The 21559-nt window shown below is 59.0% G+C and carries 18 protein-coding genes and 1 pseudogene; 10 read left to right on the top strand and 9 right to left on the bottom strand.

From position 1 onward, the window contains the following. Window positions 1-57: 57 nt before the first annotated feature. Window positions 58-1059, top strand: a complete 1002-nt coding sequence (locus QZ487_RS05730; protein ID WP_296023741.1) for an AraC family transcriptional regulator — start codon at window positions 58-60, stop codon at window positions 1057-1059. 186 nt (window positions 1060-1245) lie between these two features. On the opposite strand, the pseudogene QZ487_RS05725 reads toward QZ487_RS05730, so the two are convergent. Further along, window positions 1246-1356 (bottom strand): annotated as a pseudogene (locus QZ487_RS05725) (transcriptional regulator); the annotation flags it as partial. On the opposite strand from QZ487_RS05725, the gene QZ487_RS05720 reads away from it, so the two are divergent. Beyond that, complete coding sequence (locus tag QZ487_RS05720; RefSeq protein ID WP_296023740.1) at window positions 1353-1484, top strand: hypothetical protein; 132 nt, start codon at window positions 1353-1355, stop codon at window positions 1482-1484. The pseudogene QZ487_RS05725 and the gene QZ487_RS05720 sit on opposite strands and share 4 nt — an antisense overlap. On the opposite strand, the gene QZ487_RS05715 is transcribed toward QZ487_RS05720, so the two are convergent. Genes QZ487_RS05715 through fsa form a run of 5 tightly spaced genes read right to left on the bottom strand, consistent with a single transcriptional unit; the run spans window position 1485 to window position 7130 of the window. Further along, window positions 1485-2423 carry a D-2-hydroxyacid dehydrogenase gene (locus QZ487_RS05715; protein ID WP_296023738.1) on the bottom strand — a complete coding sequence of 313 codons (939 nt, stop codon included), beginning with the start codon at window positions 2421-2423 and terminating at the stop codon, window positions 1485-1487. A gap of 57 nt (window positions 2424-2480) precedes the next feature. After that, window positions 2481-3935: a cysteine--tRNA ligase gene (gene cysS / locus QZ487_RS05710; protein WP_296023737.1), complete on the bottom strand. Its 1455-nt coding sequence runs from the start codon at window positions 3933-3935 to the stop codon at window positions 2481-2483. A gap of 40 nt (window positions 3936-3975) precedes the next feature. Continuing rightward, window positions 3976-4635: a nitroreductase gene (locus QZ487_RS05705; RefSeq protein ID WP_296023736.1), complete on the bottom strand. Its 660-nt coding sequence runs from the start codon at window positions 4633-4635 to the stop codon at window positions 3976-3978. Continuing rightward, window positions 4632-6461 carry a cobaltochelatase subunit CobT gene (gene cobT / locus QZ487_RS05700; protein WP_296023735.1) on the bottom strand — a complete coding sequence of 610 codons (1830 nt, stop codon included), beginning with the start codon at window positions 6459-6461 and terminating at the stop codon, window positions 4632-4634. Before cobT ends, QZ487_RS05705 begins: the two co-directional genes overlap by 4 nt. Before the next feature lie 15 nt (window positions 6462-6476). After that, a complete protein-coding gene (gene fsa / locus QZ487_RS05695; protein WP_296023732.1) occupies window positions 6477-7130 on the bottom strand; it encodes a fructose-6-phosphate aldolase in 654 nt (217 codons plus the stop codon). A 229-nt stretch (window positions 7131-7359) separates the two neighbouring features. Between fsa and QZ487_RS05690 the strand changes: the two genes are divergently transcribed. From QZ487_RS05690 to QZ487_RS05670, 5 genes are all read left to right on the top strand, one after another. Beyond that, window positions 7360-7971 (top strand): DUF2490 domain-containing protein, encoded by a 612-nt coding sequence (locus QZ487_RS05690; RefSeq protein ID WP_296023731.1) that lies wholly within the window; start codon window positions 7360-7362, stop codon window positions 7969-7971. Between the two features lie 87 nt (window positions 7972-8058). Then, window positions 8059-10224, top strand: coding sequence for a primosomal protein N' (locus tag QZ487_RS05685; RefSeq protein ID WP_296023730.1), 2166 nt, complete (start codon window positions 8059-8061; stop codon window positions 10222-10224). Window positions 10225-10257: 33 nt separating this feature from the next. Then, window positions 10258-11820 (top strand): cryptochrome/photolyase family protein, encoded by a 1563-nt coding sequence (locus QZ487_RS05680; protein WP_296023728.1) that lies wholly within the window; start codon window positions 10258-10260, stop codon window positions 11818-11820. A 12-nt stretch (window positions 11821-11832) separates the two neighbouring features. Further along, window positions 11833-12465 carry a glutathione S-transferase family protein gene (locus tag QZ487_RS05675; RefSeq protein ID WP_296023727.1) on the top strand — a complete coding sequence of 211 codons (633 nt, stop codon included), beginning with the start codon at window positions 11833-11835 and terminating at the stop codon, window positions 12463-12465. Between the two features lie 174 nt (window positions 12466-12639). Further along, window positions 12640-14529 (top strand): DEAD/DEAH box helicase, encoded by a 1890-nt coding sequence (locus QZ487_RS05670; protein WP_296023726.1) that lies wholly within the window; start codon window positions 12640-12642, stop codon window positions 14527-14529. A gap of 213 nt (window positions 14530-14742) precedes the next feature. Here QZ487_RS05670 and QZ487_RS05665 read toward each other — a convergent pair whose 3' ends face one another. Together QZ487_RS05665 and QZ487_RS05660 are read right to left on the bottom strand one after the other, a co-directional pair. After that, window positions 14743-15639, bottom strand: coding sequence for a dienelactone hydrolase family protein (locus QZ487_RS05665; protein WP_296023725.1), 897 nt, complete (start codon window positions 15637-15639; stop codon window positions 14743-14745). A 64-nt stretch (window positions 15640-15703) separates the two neighbouring features. Further along, window positions 15704-16741, bottom strand: a complete 1038-nt coding sequence (locus QZ487_RS05660) for a bifunctional transcriptional activator/DNA repair enzyme AdaA (protein WP_296024119.1) — start codon at window positions 16739-16741, stop codon at window positions 15704-15706. Window positions 16742-16822: 81 nt separating this feature from the next. Here QZ487_RS05660 and QZ487_RS05655 point away from each other — a divergent pair, with 81 nt between their 5' ends. Further along, window positions 16823-18400 carry a serine protease gene (locus QZ487_RS05655; protein WP_296023724.1) on the top strand — a complete coding sequence of 526 codons (1578 nt, stop codon included), beginning with the start codon at window positions 16823-16825 and terminating at the stop codon, window positions 18398-18400. A gap of 4 nt (window positions 18401-18404) precedes the next feature. Here QZ487_RS05655 and QZ487_RS05650 read toward each other — a convergent pair whose 3' ends face one another. Continuing rightward, window positions 18405-19232, bottom strand: coding sequence for a TauD/TfdA family dioxygenase (locus QZ487_RS05650; RefSeq protein ID WP_285976781.1), 828 nt, complete (start codon window positions 19230-19232; stop codon window positions 18405-18407). Window positions 19233-19438: 206 nt separating this feature from the next. Here QZ487_RS05650 and QZ487_RS05645 point away from each other — a divergent pair, with 206 nt between their 5' ends. Both QZ487_RS05645 and atpA read left to right on the top strand, forming a co-directional pair. Beyond that, the gene (locus QZ487_RS05645) at window positions 19439-19993 is read left to right on the top strand and encodes a F0F1 ATP synthase subunit delta (protein WP_296023722.1); all 555 of its coding nucleotides are present in this window, start codon (window positions 19439-19441) and stop codon (window positions 19991-19993) included. Window positions 19994-20005: 12 nt separating this feature from the next. Further along, a complete protein-coding gene (gene atpA, locus QZ487_RS05640; protein ID WP_285976779.1) occupies window positions 20006-21535 on the top strand; it encodes a F0F1 ATP synthase subunit alpha in 1530 nt (509 codons plus the stop codon). Window positions 21536-21559: the final 24 nt, after the last annotated feature.

Here is a 21559-nt window from a genome sequence, read left to right as displayed (position 1 = left end):
AATATACTTGACATATTGCGAAGGAAGAGTTGACATATTGCGAATCATGGGTGGCCTATGAAGTATTTTGCGCGTGCCGGATCACTTGTCGGCTTCGAAAAACTGGTGACCAGCCTCGGCGGCAATCCGGCCACTTTGCTCCGCTCGGTCGGGCTAAGCCCGGTTATTACCCGCACGCCGGAAATCTACATTCCTTACACGGTACTCGCAGAACTATATCATCGTACTGCTATTAGTCTCGATCGCGGCGACTTTGGTCTGTTGCTGGGAGAGAGCCAGGGGTTGGAGGTGTTCGGAGCTCTCGGGTCGGCCGCATGTCTACAACGCGATATGCAAAGCGCACTGCTGATGATGCAGCAGTCCTTGGGCTTTCATGCCCGGGGGGTCAGATTCGACATCAATCCGGAAGACGAGAGCGTCATCCTCGAGCTTGGATTTGATTTCGAGGACCAGGTCGATTGCACCCAGCTCGCCGCCGTAAGCATCGCGCTTTCAGTAAGTGCGATCGCCCAACTCAGCGGAGGCAAGGTGTCACCGACACGAGTCGAGTTTGCTCGCCCGAACTGTAGCGCATTGCGTAAGACCAGAATACACGGAGCGGAGATGGATTGCGGCAGCTGGCGCAACGCGGTTCACTATCTGCCGGAACTTCTGGATACGTCGGTCGCGATCAGCAAAGAAGTTCGGCAATCACTTGATGCGGCCTGGCAATCGGCGGCCGAAGGCATGCTGGACCTCGATCTCGAAGATCGGTTGCGATTGGCGATTGAATCTCTCCTACCCACCGGGGAATGCCAACTCCCTCTAGTCTCGCAGCTCCTGGGCGTAAGTCCCCGCGTGATGCAATTGCGCCTGTCTGAGCGAGGGACCAGCTTCGAAACAATCCTCAGACGCAGTCGTGAGAGATTGGCAAAAGCGCATCTCCAGCATGGGAACATGAGCGTAACCGAACTGGCGCTAAATCTCAGCTACAAGGATACGTCTGCATTCAGTCGAGCGTTCAAGAGCTGGACTGGTGCTTCGCCACGCAATTGGCAGCAGTCCTCGAACTCTGCTTGAGTGGCTTTTGCAAATGCCATGTCACGTTGGCCATTGCTGTCACTCACGAAACCTGCGCCACTCCGAGTTCCGTTAGGTCGCGTTCCCTTACCGCTCGATCCGAAAGCGGTCTTTCCGCTTACGGCCCAAGGCCAGCCGGCTAACTCACTCTGCTGAACGACCGCTTTCCACCCCAAAAACAGTCATTCAAACCCGCCCGCCTTTCCAAACCACGCGGCCGATAATCTCGACCTCATCCGCCGCAACTTCAACCGGTGGGTAGGCGAGGTTCTGGCTGAGTAGCGCCAGCCGCCTTGCCCGACCACGAGTTCTCGATCCCCGGGCAATTGGTAGCGAATGCGACAGTCAGTGAAGTGACAAGCAGCACGCTGCCCTACCCGCGCATGGTGGTGACCTGTGTGTTGCTGCTGCTCGAAGATGCTTGATCAGTAGCCGAGCGCGGGATCGAAGATCGGGCCGATCGGCTCACCCTTCAGATACTTATCCAGATTGTCGAGGAAGCGATCAGCGGAGCGCTGAAACATCTTGTCCTGCGCGCGGCCAGACAGGTGCATGGTGATATGCGCATTGTCGAGCGCCCATAGCGGATGATCGGCGGGCAGTGGTTCTGGTGTCGTGACGTCCAGAAACGCTCCGCCGATTGTCTTGGCCGTGAGCGCGTCCACCAACGCGGGCTGATCGATCACCGCGCCGCGCGCGATGTTCACCAACACTGCGTCCGATTTCATTGCCGCCAGCTCTGCAGCACCGATCATGCCATCGGTTTCCGGCGTGGCGGGCACGGCAAGGATCACCCAGTCAAACTCGCCAAGCTTGTCGCGCCATTGGTCTGGTGTCAGCACACCTTCAGCTGGAGTGCGCCGCACCACGGTCACATCGACATCGAAGCCCTCAAGCCGCGGCTTGATCAGCTTCCCGATCGCGCCATAACCCAGCAGCAGCGCCTTCGATCCCGCCAGCTCGCGCTTGCCGGGGCTGTCGAGCAACCATTCGCGGCGTTCCTGCGCACGCACGACATCGCGATATCCCTTGGCGATATTGAGCATGCCCATCACGACATATTCGGCGATGGTCAGCGCATTGATGCCTGCGCCATTCGTAACGGTGATCCCGCGCTCGATCAGCACATCCATCGGCAGGAAATCGAGCCCTGCGTAGATCGAGTTGAGCCATTTGAGATTGGTCGCGGCGCGCAGCGTTTCGGCCATCGCGTCCTGCTCATACATGTCGAACCAGCCGATTTCGGCCTCGGGCACGGCCTTGAGAGCCTCTTCCTTGGTCATGAACCAGCGGACATCGAGCCCTTCGGGCAAACGCGGTTCGAGCAGCGGGCGGATCAGGCCGGATAGTGCGAGAATTGTCATGCCGCGCTTGTTAAATCGGCAGTTGCGGGAACGCTACCCCCACAATGGATGGCAGCATCAATCGAGCTTCCACTCCCAACCCAGCGGATCGCCATCCATCACTTCGACGCTCTTGGCCGCGAGTTCATCGCGGATGGCGTCGCTGGTGGCGAAGTCTTTCTCAGCACGCGCAGCCTTGCGGCGGGCGAGCGCGTCTTCGATCTCGGCCTCTGTGATCTGCGCATCCTTGGGCCGGATGCGTAGATCGGTGCGGGTGATCTTGAAGAGGTCCAGGCCAAGAACTGCGTCCATGTGCTCCACAACCGCGCGCTTGATCCCGGCATCAACCTTCTTGACCGCCAATGCATCTTCAAGCGCCGTCAATGCGATCGGGGTGTTGAGATCATCAGACATGGCCTCTTCGAATTTCGCAAGAGATGGGGCGAATTTGGGATGCTCCGCCATGGGCTGCGCGGGCGCATCCGCCAGCCGCTCAACCGCCATCACAATCCGCTTCAGCCGGGTCAGTGCGGCCTGCAGCCCTTCCCAGCTAAACTCCAGCTCGCTGCGATAATGCGCCTGCAGACACATCATGCGGTAGGCGAGCGGGTGATAGCCCTTATCGATCAGCAATTGCAGGCGCAGGAACTCGCCCGCGCTCTTCGACATCTTGCCCGATCTTTCGACCAAGAAGTTGTTGTGCATCCAAATCTTTGCGCCCGAATTGGTCGCTTCCGACAGGCCACCACAGCCGCAGAACGCCTGGTTCTGCGCGATTTCATTGGGGTGGTGGATCTCGCGGTGGTCAATCCCGCCGGTGTGAATGTCGAACGGGAAGCCGAGCAGCTTTTCCCCCATCACCGAGCATTCAAGATGCCAGCCGGGAGCGCCCTTACCCCATGGGGAATCCCATTCCATCTGCCGCTTCTCGCCAGCCGGCGTGTTGCGCCAGATCGCGAAGTCCTGAGGGTTGCGTTTGCCGTCGACCGTATCGATCCGGCCCTCTCCATCCTCGGTAACGGCCCGTGCAAGCCGCCCGTAATCTTCGATGGTTGAGACATCGAAATAGAGGCCGCTGTCTAGCTCGTAGCAGTGCTTGTCCGCGATGCTTTTCGCGAAATCGATCATCTCGTCGATGTAGTCCGTCGCGATCGACCATTTCGCTGGCTGACGGATATTGAGCGCCTTCACGTCCGCCCAATATGCCTGCGTATAATGCTGTGCGATGTCCCAGATGGATTGCGCCTTTTCAGCCGCCATCTTTTCCATCTTGTCCTCACCCGCATCGGCATCGTCAGTCAGATGGCCGACATCGGTGATATTGATGATGTGGGTGAGCTTGTAACCCTTCCAACTCAGCGTACGGCCCAGCACGTCGGCAAAGACATAGGCGCGCATATTGCCGATATGCGGATAGTTGTAGACCGTGGGGCCGCAGGTGTACACGCGCGCCTCACCCGGATGGACAGGCTGGAAGGTCTCCAGCTGGCGGGTCAGGCTGTTGAATAGTTGTAGCGGCGGCGTGTCAGTCATGTGGAGGCCTTTGCCGAGGCGCGCCGAAGCGGTCAACCGATCAGAAGCCGAGGAACTTGACCTGATCGTCTAGCCGCACACGTTCACGCTCGAAATTGTTCACTGGCGCGTCCGGATCGCGATAGCCGATCGCCATGCCGCAAAAGACCATATAGCGGTCATGATCAAGGCCCAGAAAATCGCGGATCGTCTTGGGGTAAAGCCCCATGAATTCCTGAAAACAGCTGTCGAGCCCTTCCTCGCGCAATAGCAGTGCCACCGTCTGCAGCCACATGCCGGTGTCAGACCATTGCGCTTCTTTCATCAGGCGCGGAAAATAACACAGCAGCAGCACGGGCGCGTCAAAACTGGTGACGTTGCGGCCCATCGCCGCCATGCGTCCCGCCTTGTCTTCGCGTGCAATGCCCATCGCGCCAAACATTCCGGAAGACACGGCATCCAGCCGTTTCTTGTACGTCTCTTCCTGACCCGGTGCGGTCCAATCATATTCGGGCTTTTGCGGGCCATCAGCCGCCAGCTTGGCCTGCAGTTCCTTTAGCGGCTCTCCGGTGAGGATGCTCGCTTCCCACGGCTGATAATTGCAGCCCGAGGCGGCCCAGCGCGCGGTATCCATCACGCGGCGGATCGTTTCGAGATCAACCGGCTTGTCTAAAAATTCTCGCACGCTGCGGCGGGATTTAACGGCTTCGGTAACGTTCATCTGCGTCCCTTCTCTTCCTCAAACAATTCCGCCAGCTGCTCGATAATCGTGCCGCCCAACTGTTCGACATCCATGATGGTCACCGCGCGGCGATAGTAACGCGTCACATCGTGGCCGATACCGATCGCGACGAGTTGCACCGGCGAAACGCGCTCGATCCAGTCGATCACTTTGCGCAAATGCGCCTCGAGATAGCCCGCGCTGTTCACGCTGAGCGTTGAATCATCGACCGGCGCACCATCCGAAATCACCATCAGGATGCGGCGATCCTCTCGCCGCGCCATCAGCCGGTTATGCGCCCACATCAGCGCTTCGCCGTCGATATTCTCTTTGAGCAAGCCCTCGCGCATCATCAGGCCGAGGTTGCGGCGCGCGCGGCGCCAAGGCTCGTCGGCTTTCTTGTAAATGATGTGCCGCAGATCATTCAGGCGACCAGGGTTTGGCGGCTTGCCATCGGCGAGCCATTGTTCACGGCTTTGCCCGCCTTTCCAGGCGCGGGTGGTAAATCCGAGGATTTCTGTCTTCACGCCCGAACGCTCAAGCGTGCGAGCCAGGATATCCGCGCTGATCGCGGCGATGCTGATCGGGCGCCCGCGCATCGAACCGGAATTGTCGATCAGCAAGGTCACGATGGTGTCCTTGAACTCGACATCCTTCTCGATCTTGTACGCCATCGACGTCCCGGGCGAGACAACCACGCGCGCCAACCGCGCAGCGTCGATCACACCGTCTTCCTGATCAAAATCCCAGCTGCGGTTCTGCTGCGCCATCAATCGGCGCTGAAGCCGGTTGGCAAGCCGTGTGACAATCCCTTGCAGCCCGGTCAGCTGGCTGTCGAGATAGGCGCGCAGACGGTCGAGCTCCTCTGCATCGCATAGTTCCTCGGCCGGAATTTCCTCATCATAAGCCTCGGTGTAGGATTTATAGTCGAGATCCATCGGAATCTCGCCTTGCGGCCGATTGGGGCGCACCGGCATCATGCCGTCGTCACCTTCTTCGCCCGGCTCGCCATCCTGCATTTCGGAATCGGACGACATTTCCGTGTCGCCTTCGCCGTCGGAATCGCCTTCGCTCATCTCGCCGGCCATTTCGGAGGACTGCGCGTCGCCTTCGCCTTGATCCTGATCGCCCTCCTCTTGCTCTTCCTGCCCCTCTTCGTCGTCGCCTTGATCGTTATCGGCTTCGTCAGGGGAATCGCTCGGCTGGGTCAGATCAAGGTGCTGCAGCATGTCGAGGCTGAGCGACTGGAAGGTTTCCTGATCGTCCAGCGAAGTCAGCAGGTTTTCAAAGTCATCACCGACCCGCCGTTCGATAAACTCGCGCACCAGCTCGACTCCGTGCTGCGCAGCCTCTGGCACGGCCTCGCCGGTCAGTTTTTCACGCAGCATCAGTGAAAGCGCGGTCTGCAGCGGCACATCTTCGCGAGTTTGCGCACGCGCAATCGGATCGGACAGTACGCGCATCTCGGTTGCGCTTTCGAGGTTCGCTTTTATTCCGCCGAAATTGTTCGCGCCCAGCGCTTCGTAGCGAACACGCTCAAACTCGTCATAGCAAGCCCGCGCGGTCGCTGCCGGCGGCGCGTTCTTGCTGTGCAGGTCGGCATCGTGATGGCGCAACTTCAGAGCAAAACTGTCTGCAAATCCGCGCGCTTCAGCGACCTGTTCCGGCGGCAAATCGCGCCCCGGCAAAGGCACGCGGAAATTATTGCCGCTGGCAGACGGGGAATCCGCACTCCAGGCAACTTCCACCTCCGCTTCACGTGCAATCGCGCGGCTGGCGCCGGTCAGCGCCTGCTTGAACTTATCGAGAGGTGTTTCTTCCGCCAAAGACGGCTCCGAACATTAAACTATTGATTGCCCGGTCGCTTGCCAGTCCTTCAGGAAGCCTTCAATCCCTTTATCTGTCAGGACGTGATTAAACAGCGCTTTGATCACCTTGGGCGGCGCAGTCATAACGTCGGCTCCAATCTTCGCACTTTGCAGCACATGGGTGACATGGCGCACACTTGCGACCAGGATTTCCGTGCCAAAATCGTAATTGTCGTAAATCAGACGGATATCTTCGATCAGCTCCATTCCATCAAAGCCATTGTCATCGTGGCGGCCGACAAAGGGGCTGATGAAGGTCGCACCGGCTTTCGCCGCGAGCAGAGCCTGATTGGCGCTGAAGCACAGCGTGACATTGACCATCGTGCCATCGCTGGTCAGCGCCTTGCAGGTCTTCAAACCATCAATCGTCAGCGGCACTTTGATACAGACATTGTCCGCGATCTTACGCAGGACTTCTGCCTCTGTCATCATGGTTTCATGATCCAGCGCGACGACTTCTGCAGAAACGGGCCCATCGGTGATCCCACAGATTTCCTTCGTCACCTCCATGAAATCTCGGCCCGACTTGGCGATCAGCGAGGGATTAGTGGTGACACCATCGAGCAGGCCGGTCGCGGCCAGTTCCTTGATGTCGTCAATTTCGGCTGTGTCGGCAAAGAACTTCATGGCTTGGCTCCGCATCATGGATTCGAATCGCTTATGCTCTAGCGCATGCTGGTGCCCCGCGGACAGTGCGCGCACCGCGAAAGCCACAGTTGGGGCGAATTCAGGATGGTTAACCCGGTGTTAGGCATAATCACCTAGACGCCGGGCGATGAACAAATGACCGTTGAGGAAAAGTGCGATAAAACCCGCAATTCTGCCAAAACTGATGCTTGGCCTGTCGCTCGCAGCGATGACCACTGCTGCGCATGCTACCGATGATGCCTTCGAAGTGTGGCTCAACCCTTCGATCGAGTATGATCTGTCGAAACATGACTCGATCGAGCTGGAAACGGCGCAACGATTTCGCAGCGCAAGCGACGGCAGAGCCGATACTTACTTCGTTCGGGCATGGCTGCACCATGATTTGAACGAAACCTTCACCCTCTCCGGCGCGCTTGAACAACGCGAGAATGACGGTGGCTTTGACGAAGTTCGGATGATCCAGCAGCTTTCAAGCAAACATGGCTTCATACGCACACGCGTTAGATTGGAAGAACGCTGGGTCGAAGATCAAAGCCGCATGGGCTTTCGCATCCGTCCGCGCTTGGGCGTTGTGGTACCCATCAACGATAGCGGCGACTGGAGCTTTAGGACCGATGCAGAACTGTTCCTTACCGTGCGCAGCACCAGCAAGGGCGGACAGGACGGCCTGACCGGCCTGCGAACGCAGTTCGGTGTGGCGCATGATGTGAATGACAAACTGTCGCTCAGCCTGACCTATCTGCGTCAGCAGGACTTCCACGACAATGCGCCAGATCGGGTCGGCCATGCACCGCTGATCGGGGTGTCCTACACGTTCTGATACGCGCGGCGGTACGCTTAGCCGTTCATATCGCGGGCATCCCCGCTTGTAGTTGATGGCATGAGAGGCCCATATTGGCAGGCTCTTATGCGACGTATCCGCCTTCTTGTTTTCAACCGTGCTTTGGGTGTGCTGGATTACCGCGTGCCCGAAGGGGTTGAGGTTGTGCCCGGCAATGTCGTTATCGCTCCGCTTGGCCCCCGCCAATTGACCGGCATAGTTTGGGAACCTGATCGGCTTGTTACTGATGAAGTACCCGATCACAAGCTTCGCCCGATTATTGAAGTCCTTCCGGTCCCGCCTCTCTCAAGCGCATTGCGCCGCTTGATAGAGTGGACAGCAGACTATTACTGTGCCCCGATGAACTCGGTCGCACGGATGGTAATTTCGTCCGGCGGCGCACTCAATGGCCCGGCCACCATGACCGAATATCGGCTGTCAGGCGGGATACCCGAAAGGATGACGCCGCAACGCGAGCAAGCGATCGAAGCGTTGCAAGGCGAGCAAGCAACAATTCGCGAGCTTGCAGGCATCGCAGGCGTATCCGAAGCTGTTCTGCGCGGGATGGTTGGGCAAGGGGTTATCGAGCCGGTCTCTGTCGCAATCGACCGTCCATTCCCGCCCGCCAACCCGGATCATGATGTACCTGATCTGTCACCCGACCAACGCGAAGTGGCAGACCGGCTGGTTCAAGCTGTGGAGGCCGAGGAATTTGCGCCTTTCCTGCTCGACGGGGTGACCGGATCGGGCAAGACCGAAACCTATTTCGAACCGGTCGCAGCGGCCATTCGCAAGGGCAAGCAAGTGCTGGTCCTGCTGCCTGAGATCGCGCTGACAGAGAATTTTCTCAATCGTTTCGAAGGACGCTTTGGCGCAGCGCCGGTGCAATGGCATTCATCGCTAAAGTCCACTGAACGACGTCGCGCATGGCGCGCGATTTCTGAGGGTTCGGCGCAAGTCGTGGTCGGCGCGCGATCGGCGTTGTTCCTGCCCTATGCCAATCTCGGCCTGATTGTGGTCGACGAGGCGCACGAAGTCAGCTTCAAACAGGATGACGGCGTGCGCTACAATGCGCGCGATGTCTCTGTAATGCGCGCGCGGTTTGAAGGCTTTCCCGTGGTGCTCGCCAGCGCAACGCCTGCCTTGGAAAGCCTGCAAATGGCCGAAAGCGGCATCTACGAAAAACTCGATCTGCCCAGCCGCTTTGGCGGGGCACAGCTTCCGCATATCGACACGATTGACCTGACTGAGGAACCGCCCGACCGGCAGCGCTGGCTCGCGCCGCGATTGGTCGAAGCGCTGGAAGATCGGCTTGCGAAGAAAGAGCAATCGCTGCTGTTCCTCAACCGGCGTGGCTATGCCCCGCTAACGCTATGCCGCAATTGCGGGTTCCGGTTTCAATGCACAAATTGCAGCGCGTGGCTGGTCGAGCATCGCCTGTCTCAGCGGCTGGCGTGCCATCATTGCGGACATGAGGAAACGCCGCCCGCGACTTGCCCCGAATGCGGCGAGCCCGATTGTCTGGTCGCTTGCGGGCCCGGGGTTGAACGGATTGCCGATGAAGTGCGCGAACTGTTTCCCGAAGCGCGCATCGCGGTCGCAACTTCGGATACGCTCAACTCACCTGAGAAAGCCGCCGAGTTCATCGCCGCGGCAGAGGCTGGTGCGATCGATATCATCATCGGTACGCAGCTGGTAACCAAGGGCTTTCACTTCCCCGAACTGACGCTGGTGGGCGTGGTCGATGCGGATCTGGGCCTGGAGGGCGGAGACTTACGCGCGGGCGAGCGCACCTATCAGCAAGTTTCCCAAGCCGCCGGACGCGCGGGACGCGGAGCAAAGCCGGGCGAAGTCCTAATCCAGACGCGCCATGTTGACGCGCCGGTTATCGCCGCATTGGCTGAAGGCAACCGGGACGCTTTCTATGAAGCCGAAACCGAAGCCCGGCGATATGTCGGCGCGCCGCCATTCGGGCGCTGGGCGGCGATTATCATCTCGTCTGAGGACGATGCGGAAGCCCGGCAAGCGGCAAACCGGCTGGGCGATATTCGCCCGCATGTGGACGATGTCGCAATCCTGGGCCCTGCCCCGGCTCCGCTCGCCATGCTGCGCGGGCGATACCGCCACCGCTTCCTCGTCAACGCGCGGCGCAGCGCAAACCTGCAAAAGGTCATAACGGAGTGGATCGCAACGCAGGAATTCCCGCCCGGCGTGCGCATCGGGATCGACATTGACCCCTACAGCTTTGTTTGAGGCACCAATCTCGTGCTCGCTCATTGAGTAGCTATGCCTCAACCGATCCTTGTCCCCATCCTCGGCGATCAGCTGACCCGCAATCTGGCCAGCCTTCGCGGACGCACGCAGGACGATACCGTCATCCTGATGATGGAGGTTTGGGACGAGGCGACCTACGTCAAACATCACAAGCAAAAGATCGCGCTGATATTCTCCGCGATGCGGCATTTTGCGGCCGAACTTCGGGAAGCCGGATGGACGGTCGATTACATAAAGCTGACCGATGCGGACAATTCGGGCAGCATCACCGGCGAAGTCGCGCGCGCAATCGGGCGCTATGATCCCCGCGCAATCCATGTGGTGGAAGCGAGCGAGTGGCGCGTGCACCAGATGCAGGACGAATGGCCAGACAAGTTCGTCTGTGACGTCGAGATTCTGCCCGATGACCGTTTCCTTTGCTCGCATGCCGAATTCGAGGCATGGGCCGAGGGTCGCAAGCATCTGACGATGGAGTATTTCTATCGCGAAATGCGCAAGAAAACCGGTTTTCTCATGCGCGGCGACGGCAAGCCTGTCGGCGGTGAATGGAATCTCGACAAGGAAAACCGCCAGCCTCCCAAAGACAGCATGGACCCGCCCGCACGGCCGAAATTCGAACCGGACGAAATTACACGCGAAGTGATCGAATTGGTCGAAGGCCAGTTTGGCAATCACTTTGGATCGCTGGAGCACTTCGAATGGCCCGTTACGCGCGCGCAGGCAGAGGAAGCCGCCGATGCCTTCTTCGCAGAACGGATCGAGAAATTCGGCCCTTATCAGGACGCGATGGTGCACGGGTCTGACGATCTCTACCACTCCATGCTGTCAACGAGCATCAACCTGGGCCTGCTCGACCCGCTGGAACTGTGCGAGCGTGCTCAGCAAGCCTATGAAGAAGACAATGCGCCGCTCAATTCGGTTGAAGGCTTCATCCGCCAGATCATTGGTTGGCGCGAGTATGTCCGCGGCTTCTACTGGCACTTCATGCCAGAACTGGAGAGCCGCAACGCACTGAACGCCCAGCGCGCCCTTCCCCAATTTTACTGGACCGGCGAAACCGACATGCGGTGCATGGCAGACAGCATTCGCTCTACGCGCGAAAACGCGCACGCACACCATATCCAGAGGCTGATGGTGCTCGGGAATTTCGCTCTGCTTGCCGGCATCAATCCACGCGATGTGCAGGACTGGTTTCTGGCGGTCTATGCCGATGCCTATGACTGGGTTGAGCTGCCCAATGTGGTTGGCATGATCCTGTATGCCGATGGCGGGAAGCTCGCGACAAAGCCTTATGCGGCGAGCGGAAATTACATCAACAAGATGTCCGATTACTGCAAGCAATGCCGCTATTCCGTGTCGAAGAAAACCGGCGAAGGTGCCTGCCCCTTCAACCCGCTCTATTGGCATTTCATGGACCGAAATCGCGACCAGCTGGAAAGCAATCACCGCATCGGGCGAATCTATTCGACCTGGGACCGGATGGGCGAAGAGAAACGGCGCGAATATCTTGATAGTGCGGAGAATTTCCTCGACTCTCTGCAGCCGGCCAGCAAAGGCTGGGCGCGCTACACCTAGGGAGAACCAGACATGCTGACCGTCCACCACCTGCGCATTTCGCAATCCGAACGTATCGTCTGGCTTTGCGAGGAGCTGGGGCTCGAATATGATCTGAAGCTCTATAACCGCGATCCCGAAACACGGCTTGCCCCACCCGAACTCAAAGCGCTCCATCCAATGGAAATTGCGCCTGTAATTGAGGATGGCGATCTCGTGCTGGGAGAAAGCGGGGCGATCATGGATTACATCGTCGGCAAATATGCGCCTGATACACAGCTGGTGCCCGGCCCCACCGACCCCGATTTTGCGCGCCACCTCTATTGGTATCACTTCGCCAATGCGACGCTGATGACCAATGGCATGATGATGATCGCGGTGAATGCAGTTCAAGCTGAAATGCCCCCGCCGCTGATGAAGCGCGTTACCAATGCCTGGGCCCATCTGGAAGCCACGCTTGGTGAAGCGGACTATTTCGGCGGATCAAATTTCACGACAGCCGACATCATGCTGGGATTCTCACTCACGACCGCGCGCGCGTTCAACGACATGAGCATCGATCACATGCCGAACCTGAAGGCTTATCTTAAGCGTATCGGCGCGCGCGATGCCTACCAGCGTGCGATGGCGAAATGCGAGCCGGGTTTCCCGCCCAAGCTGGACTGACTCTTCGCACTTGCAAAATAACGCAAGCCAAGTGGAGCAATTGTCGCTATAGGGCGCGGCACGGGCGTTTGCGGCATTGGCCGTCGCCCGTTTGAGATGAGTGCAAAGAGCGCGTTATTCTCATGCCTCTCTCCCTCCGCGCGAACTCCTGCGCCGTTACCCAAGTGAAATACCATGTCTTTTGAATCCCTACCACCGATCCTGGGCGAGGCTCTGGCCGAGCGCGGCTATTCTGCACCCACCCCTGTTCAGGCCGCTACCATCGCACCCGATGCCGCGGGACGCGACTTGATCGTTTCTGCGCAGACCGGCTCTGGCAAAACGGTCGCGTTTGGACTGGCACTTGCGCCCGAACTGCTCGGAGAGATTCGCGGGACACCGTTGACCGAACGCCCATTGGCGCTCGTCATCGCGCCGACACGCGAACTGGCCCTGCAAGTCAGCCGCGAACTCGGCTGGCTCTATGAAAAGGCCGGCCTGCGCATTGCAAACTGTGTGGGCGGAATGGATGCGAGCAAAGAACGCCGCGCGCTTCGTTCCGGCCCAGCCATTGTTGTTGGTACGCCGGGCCGCTTGCGCGACCATCTGGAGCGCGGCGCGCTAGACCTCTCTGCCCTGGTCGGGGTTGTGCTCGATGAAGCGGACGAGATGCTCGACATGGGCTTCCGCGACGACTTGGAAGAAATTCTCGATGCAACGCCGGATACGCGCCGCACGCTGCTGTTTTCGGCCACTATGCCGCGCGCGATTGTGCGGCTGGCAGAACGTTATCAGTCCAATGCGCTGCGCCTTTCTTTGGCGGGCGAAGATCGCGGACACGGTGACATCAGCTATCAGGCGATCACCGTTGGTCCGTCTGAAATCGAAAACGCCGTCGTCAACCTGCTGCGTTTTCATGAAGCGGAATCAGCGATCTGTTTCTGCGCAACGCGCGACAGCGTGCGGCGGCTGCATGCGACTTTGCAGAACCGCGGTTTCGGTGTGGTGGCGCTGTCAGGCGAACACTCCCAGCAAGAGCGCAATCAGGCATTACAAGCCATGCGCGACCGCCGCGCCCGCGTTTGCGTAGCAACAGACGTTGCCGCACGCGGCCTCGATTTGCCGACGCTTAGCCTAGTGATCCATGTCGAGACACCGCGCGATGCCGAAACGCTTCAGCACCGCTCTGGCCGGACAGGCCGGGCAGGCAAAAAAGGCACCGCTGCAATCATCGTGCCTTATAATCGCCGCAAGCGCGTGGAGAGCATGATGCGCGGTGCAAAGATCGAAGCGAAGTGGATGGATGCGCCGACCCCGGAGGCGGTCCACAAGAAAGATCACGCGCGGCTGATGGAAAAGCTGACTGCACCGGCTGAATATGAAGATGATGACCGTGCGATCGCAGCTGAATTGATGGAACGGCTTCCGGCAGAGGACATCGCCGCAGCACTTGTGCAAGCGCACCGCGCGAAGATGCCGCAACCTGAAGAGCTGCTCGCCAACACACCCGAAGCACGCGAAAAGGCCAAGGCCGAACGTCACCGCCCCGGTTTCGAGGATGTGGTCTGGTTCAAAATGGGCATAGGCCGCCGTCAGAATGCAGAGCCGCGTTGGTTGATGCCGCTGATCTGCCGGCGTGGACATGTTACGCGCAATGAAATCGGCGCGATCCGGGTTGGCCCGAACGAGAGCTGGTTCCAGATCCCTCGCGCAATCGCACCAAAGTTTGCGGACACCTTGAAACGTACCGAAGCGAGCGAAGACGAGCAGGATGCGATCCTGATCGAGGAATCCGCTGAAGGGCCGCGGGTGGAAGCGCGCAATAACCGCAAGCATGGCGCGCCGAATGTGCGAGCCAAGCCTTTCCGCAAGGGGCCCGGTGGGAAGGCCCCCGGTGGTAAGGGTGATGGCGGCAAGCCTCGCTTCAAAGACAAGCGCGACAGGAAGGATACGCCGCGCTCTGGCGGCGAAGGCAGAAGCGACCCATTCACCGGCAAGCCATCTTCGGGAAAACCCAAATCAGGTTTCAAAGGCAAGGGTGCGGGCAAGCCCAAAGGCAAGCGCGCCGGGCCTAAACAAAAATAGGCTTCGGCTTCGGAGACTGCTCCGACATGAGGTCCGGATTTCGAGGGAACTCTCTCCTACACAGCGCGAACTGGCGATAAGGGCGAAGACTCTTTCAAAGTGTTGATAATACAGTCAAATCGCCTTTCGCAGAACCGAACAGGTTTCGCGCCTGAACTGTATTCCATGTGTTCCGTGCTGTTGGAATAGTGGAGCGGTTTGCTCCAGTTCTCCCTAGAGTGCACGCTCATAGAGGTTAAGCAACTCGGCCCAGGCTCGTTCCGCTTCCGCTTCGGTATAGGCGGGGCTATCGGGCACGCACCAACCGTGGTCACCGGCAAAGACTTCAACCGTCGCATCGCGTCCGGCAGCCGCAGCGGCCTCGCGCAGTGTGTCTTTCTCTTCCGGTGCTTCAGCATCGTCATCCTGCGCAATCGCGATAAGCAGGCTTGCGTCCATCTGGCCAAACAGTCTGTGCGGGCTATTTGGGTTGCCTTCACGCACCAGCCCGCCCCCGTGGAAGCTGGCTGCGGCCTTTACGCGAGATGGGACAGCGGCGGCGCTCCACATTGTGAAGGGGCCGCCCATGCAATAGCCCTGCGTTCCGATGCCGCGTTCGCTGTCGACTTCCGCACTGCTGTCAAGGAAGGCAACGGTAGCGTTTGCGTCGCGCATGATTGCATCCGCATCCAACTTCCCGCGCATTTCACGGGCGCGTCCCCAGCCGCCATTTCCCGCAAAGTCGGCGAAATCCTTCCAAATGGGGGCTGGCGTATCGCGGTAATACTGGTTCACCACGAGCGCTGTGTATCCGCGGTCAGCCAACCGCCGGGCCATGGCTTTCTTGCTCTCTCTCAAACCAGCGATATCGGGCCAGATTATTACGGCAGGTGCAGGGCCCGATGTGGGGGAGACAAGCCAGCCATCCATCGTACCATCGTCGGTGACGAAACTGACCGCCTGCTCGGTCCACGCGGGGAATCCTGGCGAAGACACAGTCTCTACCTGATCTTGGGCCATGCCATTGCCAGGAGCGCAGGCCGCGACCGCCGCAGTGGCGCCAAGCACACCAAATTCGCGCCGTGTCAGCCCTTCGCGAGCCCAACGGGTGATCTTTTCTTCATCGCACATAACTCTGGCTCCGCTGTTCGAGAAACTCTCTTACATTGCCAACGGAGAAAACCAGCAAAAGGTTTCAATCATTGCGCTCGCGCTTCAGAAGTTCGGCCTTGATCTCGGGTCCATAGGCATAGCCGCCCACGCCTCCGCTCGCCGGCACAACGCGGTGGCAAGGGATCAGCACCGCAATGTTGTTTGCGCCATTCGCGCTACCGACGGCACGGCTCGCCTTGGGATTGCCCAGCATCGCCGCTTGATCGCCATAACTGCGCGTTTCACCAGCCGGGATCTGCCGCAAAGCCTGCCAGCAGCGCTGCTGGAACGCGGTGCCCTTCACATCCAGGGGGATGTGCGAATTGTCGAGCGTAGGGTCTTCTACGGCAGCGATAACCTGCTCAAAAAGTTCGCGAAATGCATCACCACCGCCGATCAGTTCCGCGTTTGGGAAGCGGGCGCGCAACTCCTCTTCACCCTTGTTGAAGCTTAGACAGCACACACCCTTGTCGGTTGCAGCGACAAGCATGGGCGCAATCGACGTTGTGACCACTGTCCAATGGATCACACGGCCCGCACCGCCGTTTTTCCAGTCGCTGGCGGTTATGCCCATCTTGCCTTCCACTCCTTCATAAAATCGGCTCGGCGCTTCGTATCCGGCATCGTAAATCGCATCGCTGACCCGGTTTGCGCCGATCAAGGCATCCTTGGCTCGTTCTTCGCGCAATGCCCTTGCATAGGCTGCCGGCGACAGTCCGGTCGCCCGCTTGAACACCCGTTGGAAATGTGTGGGCGAATAGCCGGTGATGGTCGCAAGCTCGTCCAGCGTCGGCGCGCCCTCCGACGCTTTGATCTCTTCAATCGCGGCCAGCACCGCTGCTTCATCGCGGCCGACATCGTCAGGCAGGCATCGCTTGCAAGCGCGAAGCCCCGCCGCCCGTGCTTCTTCACCAGTGGCATAAAAGCGCACGTTCTTGCGGTCCGGATGCCGCGCAGCGCAGCTGGGCCGGCAATAGATGCCGGTGGTCAGCACGCCGGTTACAAAGCGGCCATCAAATGCGCGGTCCCGCCGCATAACAGCGGACCATGCGGTTTCGTTAGGGATCAATTCATCGGTCATGTTCAGATTAATAGGGTAATGCGCCATTCACTGCATCCCGAAGCTTGCGATCAAAGCCCGCCCGCGTCAAATATGGCGTCTATGGGTCGGATAATCACTCTCTTTGCCGCTTTGATTGCGCTGCTCACGCCACATATCGCGCTGGCCGATGGTGCAGATATTGACGCCGCCGCACGCGGTGTGGTGCGCGTGGTCATCGTCGGCAGCGACGGACGCGAAGTCTATCCGGTCAGCCATGGCTCTGGCTTTGCGGTCTCCCCGACGCGGATCGTCACCAATGCGCATGTCATTCGCGAAGCATTGCAGGATGACACATTGCGAATTGGCGTAGTCCCATCCGAGGGTGACGACGCAGCCTATGCCCGCGCCATATCCGTCAGCCCGCGCAACGATCTGGCACTGATCGAGATTATCGACAATGCCATGCGCCTGCCGCCGCTTACCATCTCCGGCAGTCTTGTCGGCGACATGGGTGAAGTTTCAGCCGTTGGTTATCCGATGAATGTCGATCGTGCCCAGGGACTGGAGATTAGTGACATTTTCCTTGCGCAACCGCCGGTGAAAAGCCGCGGCTTCCTGTCTGGCGCGCGGCCCAGCCGCCAATTTGACACGATACTGCACACCGCGCCGATCGCGCGCGGCAACTCGGGCGGGCCGCTGCTCGACAGTTGCGGCGGGGTGTTAGGCGTGAACAGCTTTGGCGCGGATTCGGATGGGTCGGATGCCGAGTTCTACTTCGCTGTATCGATCCGCGAACTGCTGCCTTTCCTGCGCGAGAACGACGTCGAACCGAGCGTCAATGCATTGCCTTGCCGCAGCATCGACGAGGTTGAAGCGTCGGAGCGCACGCGGATCGAGCAGCAACGCGAGGAAGCCCGCGAACGGATCGAAGCGCGCAAAGCCGAACTGCGCGAACGCCGCGACCGCGCCCAACTGGAAGCTCAGCTGTCTGTGCAAAGCGAGCGCGAGAATGCGATGGCTGCTGCGCTGATCCTGTTGATGATCGCAATTGGCGCGGGCTATGTCGCGGCCAATGCGCGCGGAAAGGAAGGCGCTGAACGGCGCTTTATGATTGCAGCCGGTATCGCAGGCGTGGCTTTCATTGGCGCATTGATCCTGTGGATCAGCCGGCCAGGCATTGACGAGATTGACCGCCGAGTCGAGGCCGCACTCAACAAGGGCGAGAATGGCGAAGCGCCGCCCATCGCCTCAAATGCAAGCGAAGGCACGATGATCTGCACTCTGGTGCCCGAACGCAGCCGTGTTACCGGCGCGCGTACAGATGATGTCGAGTTTGACTGGGCTGCGGATGGCTGCGTCAACACACGCACGCAATATGGGCTCAACTCGGGCGAATGGACCCGCGTGCTTGTTCCGGACGATGAGGAAGTCGTTTCGGTCAATCGCTACGATCCGGCAACACGCACCTTCCTCAGCGAGCGCTATCTTCTGGGCCGGAATGATATGGCACAAGTGCGCGACATACGCGCCAACTATGAAGCGCCCAGATGCAGCGTCAGCGAGGCGGCGAACAGCCTTGGTGAGCGACAGCAAAGCGTGATCTCGTTGCTTCCTGCACGCCCGAACGAGCGGTTGGTATATTCCTGCGAGCCGCGTGCTACAGCGGGTGGTAGCGACCTGGCGGCCAGCGAGGAATGACTGCTTAAGCTGCCAGCGCTTCCCCGCTTAGCGTGATGCGGTGCATCTCGCGGCGGTGGCCCTGATAGTCATTCATCGCATTGTGCCACGTGGTGCGGTTGTCCCAGATCGCAATCGTGCCGGGCTTCCATTGCAGGCGACACTGATTGTCGTCGGTTAGCGCTGCATCGAGCAGCTTTTGCAGCAGCGGCAGACTCTCTTCTCGGGACTGACCGACAAAGTTGATCGTGAAACCGCCGTTGACATAAAGCATTTTGCGGCCGGTATGTGGATGGCGGATCACCACCGGATGCACTGCGCCGGTCTTCAGATCCTGCCCGCGCAAATTTTTGCCCATGTCGGTCTGCGCATAGATGCCGTCGGCCTTATATACATGATCAGCGGTATGGAACGCTTCCAACCCGTCAATCTCCTCTTTGATATCGTCGGGCAGAGCATCATAGGCCGCGCCCATATGCGCCCACAGCGTGTCCCCGCCCTGAGGAGGCAGCTCGCGCGCCACCAATACGGAACCCATCGCCGGGATCTGGTCATAGGAATGATCGGTATGCCAGGCGCCGCCAATATTGGTCTGCTCGTCGGCTTCCTTCTTGACGATAGCGATCTCGTTATACTCTTCCTGTAGCGGAAAATAATTGTTCACATCGATCCCGCCCCAACGCTTGCCAAAGCGAATGTGATCTTCGGGTGAGAACTCCTGATCGCGAAACACCGCCACGCCATGCTCATAGATGACCTGCTTGATCTCATCCATTTCAGAATCGCTGCATGTCGCCAGCGTAACACCTGAAATCTCGACCCCACATTTGGGCGCCATCGGCGTCAGTTTCATCGTCTCTCTCCCCTGCGAATTCCGCTGTTTCACCGGCTTCTGCAGAGTTACGCCAAATGAGTCCATAGATTCCCGCTCAATCGGGTTGCATCGCAGCATATGCGATGCTAGGCGCGCGCCAGCTTTGCCGGGGTGCTCCAACGCATCCGGAACGGTTTAAGCGTTGCATCGTTATTTTCGCAGATCCAATCGAGGACCTTCAGCGCGTGGATATTTCCGCCGGTATTCAGGCTAGCCTTGCAGGGCGTTACGCCTCAGCATTGTTCGACCTCGCTTCTGAAAGCGGGACAGTCACGGCCGTTGAGACGGACCTTGAAAAACTGTCTGCTGCGCTTTCCGAATCGAGCGACCTTCAGGCAGTCACAACCAACCCTGAATTGAGCCGCGCCGCGCAAGGCAGCGCGATTGCAGCGGTTGCCGATCACCTTGGCGTGAGCGGACTGACAAAGAATTTTCTTGGTGTTCTGGCTAGCAATCGCCGGCTGTCGGCGCTGGGCAACATGATCCGCGCTTTCCAGATGATTGCAGCGGCTCAGCGCGGGGAAGTGACTGCAGAAGTCACCACTGCGCATGCTCTGACAGATGGGCAGCTCTCAGCTCTGAACGACAAGTTGACGGCCCGCCAGGGTCGCGCAGTCAAAATCAACCCGAGTGTCGATCCGGATCTTCTGGGCGGACTCGTCGTCACCATTGGATCGCAGCGCATTGATGGCTCGATTCGTACCCGTTTGAATTCCCTAGCGCAGGCAATGAAGGCCTAAAGGACTAAAGACATGGAAATCCGCGCCGCAGAAATCTCCAAGGTCATCAAAGACCAGATCGCCAATTTCGGCACTGAAGCAGAAGTCAGCGAAGTTGGCTCCGTTCTCTCTGTGGGCGACGGTATCGCCCGCATCCACGGCCTCGACAATGTCCAGGCCGGTGAGATGGTTGAGTTCGCCAATGGCGTTCAGGGCATGGCTCTGAACCTTGAAGCAGACAACGTCGGTGTAGTTATCTTCGGCTCTGACGCAGAGATCAAAGAAGGTGACAGCGTCAAGCGCACCGAAACCATCGTGGACGTTCCGGTTGGCAAGGCTCTGCTGGGCCGCGTTGTTGACGCTCTGGGCAACCCGATTGACGGCAAGGGCCCGATCGAAACAACCGAGCGTAGCCGTGTCGAAGTGAAAGCGCCGGGCATCATCCCGCGCGAATCGGTTTCCGAGCCGGTGCAGTCGGGCCTGAAAGCCATCGACGCACTTGTTCCAGTTGGCCGCGGCCAGCGCGAGCTGATCATTGGTGACCGCCAGACCGGCAAGACCGCTGTCGCAATCGACACCTTCATCAACCAGAAGGGCCCGAACCAGAGCGACGACGAAAGCAAGAAGCTCTATTGCGTCTATGTAGCTGTCGGTCAGAAGCGTTCGACTGTTGCGCAGATTGTGAAGCAGCTCGAAGAAAACGGCGCGATGGAATACTCCATCGTGGTCGCTGCAACCGCTTCAGAGCCTGCACCACTGCAATATCTCGCACCGTACACCGGCTGCGCGATGGGCGAATTCTTCCGCGACAACGGCATGCACGCTGTGATCGTGTATGACGATCTATCGAAGCAGGCTGTTGCCTATCGTCAGATGTCGCTTCTGCTTCGTCGTCCTCCGGGCCGTGAAGCCTATCCAGGTGACGTTTTCTATCTCCACAGCCGCCTGCTTGAGCGCGCAGCGAAGATGAACAAGGATAATGGTGGCGGTTCACTGACAGCGCTGCCAATCATTGAAACGCAGGCAGGCGACGTGTCGGCCTACATTCCGACCAACGTGATCTCGATCACGGACGGCCAGATCTTCCTTGAAACCGACCTGTTCTTCCAGGGTATCCGCCCGGCGATTAACGTGGGTCTGTCGGTTAGCCGTGTTGGCGGCGCCGCCCAGACAAAGGCTATGAAGAAGGTTTCCGGTTCAATGAAACTGGACCTGGCGCAGTACCGCGAAATGGCGGCTTTTGCGCAGTTCGGTTCTGACCTTGATGCGTCGACACAGAAGCTGCTTAACCGCGGTGCACGCCTGACTGAACTGCTGAAGCAGCCGCAGTTCAGCCCGCTGCCGTTTGAAGAGCAAACCGTGTCGATCTTCGCTGGTACCAACGGATTCATCGATCCTGTCGATGTTGATCGCGTGACCGACTACGAAGAGCAAATGTTGGCTTACTTCCGCAGCGAGCACGCAGACATTCTTAAGGACATTCGCGAAAGCACGAAGTTCGAAGATGATGTGAAGGACCGCACGGTCAAGGCGCTCGAAGCCTTCGCCAAGCAGTTCGCTTAAGCCTGAGAGAGACTGACTAGGGAG

This window comes from uncultured Altererythrobacter sp. (assembly GCF_913057185.1).
GTDB classification, from domain to species: Bacteria; Pseudomonadota; Alphaproteobacteria; order Sphingomonadales; family Sphingomonadaceae; genus Erythrobacter; species Erythrobacter rubellus.
The sequence above is the reverse complement of the archived record's forward strand: the minus strand, read 5'-3'. Positions and strand labels throughout refer to the sequence as shown.

Excerpts from the sequence above, each read along its gene's own strand:
- QZ487_RS05730 (WP_296023741.1), top strand. The coding sequence starts at position 58 with ATGAAGTATTTTGCGCGTGCCGGATCACTTGTCGGCTTCGAAAAACTG.
- QZ487_RS05715 (WP_296023738.1), bottom strand. The coding sequence starts at position 2,423 with ATGACAATTCTCGCACTATCCGGCCTGATCCGCCCGCTGCTCGAACCG.
- cysS (WP_296023737.1), bottom strand. The coding sequence starts at position 3,935 with ATGACTGACACGCCGCCGCTACAACTATTCAACAGCCTGACCCGCCAG.
- QZ487_RS05705 (WP_296023736.1), bottom strand. The coding sequence starts at position 4,635 with ATGAACGTTACCGAAGCCGTTAAATCCCGCCGCAGCGTGCGAGAATTT.
- fsa (WP_296023732.1), bottom strand. The coding sequence starts at position 7,130 with ATGAAGTTCTTTGCCGACACAGCCGAAATTGACGACATCAAGGAACTG.
- QZ487_RS05690 (WP_296023731.1), top strand. The coding sequence starts at position 7,360 with ATGACCACTGCTGCGCATGCTACCGATGATGCCTTCGAAGTGTGGCTC.
- QZ487_RS05685 (WP_296023730.1), top strand. The coding sequence starts at position 8,059 with ATGCGACGTATCCGCCTTCTTGTTTTCAACCGTGCTTTGGGTGTGCTG.
- QZ487_RS05680 (WP_296023728.1), top strand. The coding sequence starts at position 10,258 with ATGCCTCAACCGATCCTTGTCCCCATCCTCGGCGATCAGCTGACCCGC.
- QZ487_RS05675 (WP_296023727.1), top strand. The coding sequence starts at position 11,833 with ATGCTGACCGTCCACCACCTGCGCATTTCGCAATCCGAACGTATCGTC.
- QZ487_RS05670 (WP_296023726.1), top strand. The coding sequence starts at position 12,640 with ATGTCTTTTGAATCCCTACCACCGATCCTGGGCGAGGCTCTGGCCGAG.
- QZ487_RS05665 (WP_296023725.1), bottom strand. The coding sequence starts at position 15,639 with ATGTGCGATGAAGAAAAGATCACCCGTTGGGCTCGCGAAGGGCTGACA.
- QZ487_RS05660 (WP_296024119.1), bottom strand. The coding sequence starts at position 16,741 with ATGACCGATGAATTGATCCCTAACGAAACCGCATGGTCCGCTGTTATG.
- QZ487_RS05655 (WP_296023724.1), top strand. The coding sequence starts at position 16,823 with ATGGGTCGGATAATCACTCTCTTTGCCGCTTTGATTGCGCTGCTCACG.
- QZ487_RS05650 (WP_285976781.1), bottom strand. The coding sequence starts at position 19,232 with ATGAAACTGACGCCGATGGCGCCCAAATGTGGGGTCGAGATTTCAGGT.
- atpA (WP_285976779.1), top strand. The coding sequence starts at position 20,006 with ATGGAAATCCGCGCCGCAGAAATCTCCAAGGTCATCAAAGACCAGATC.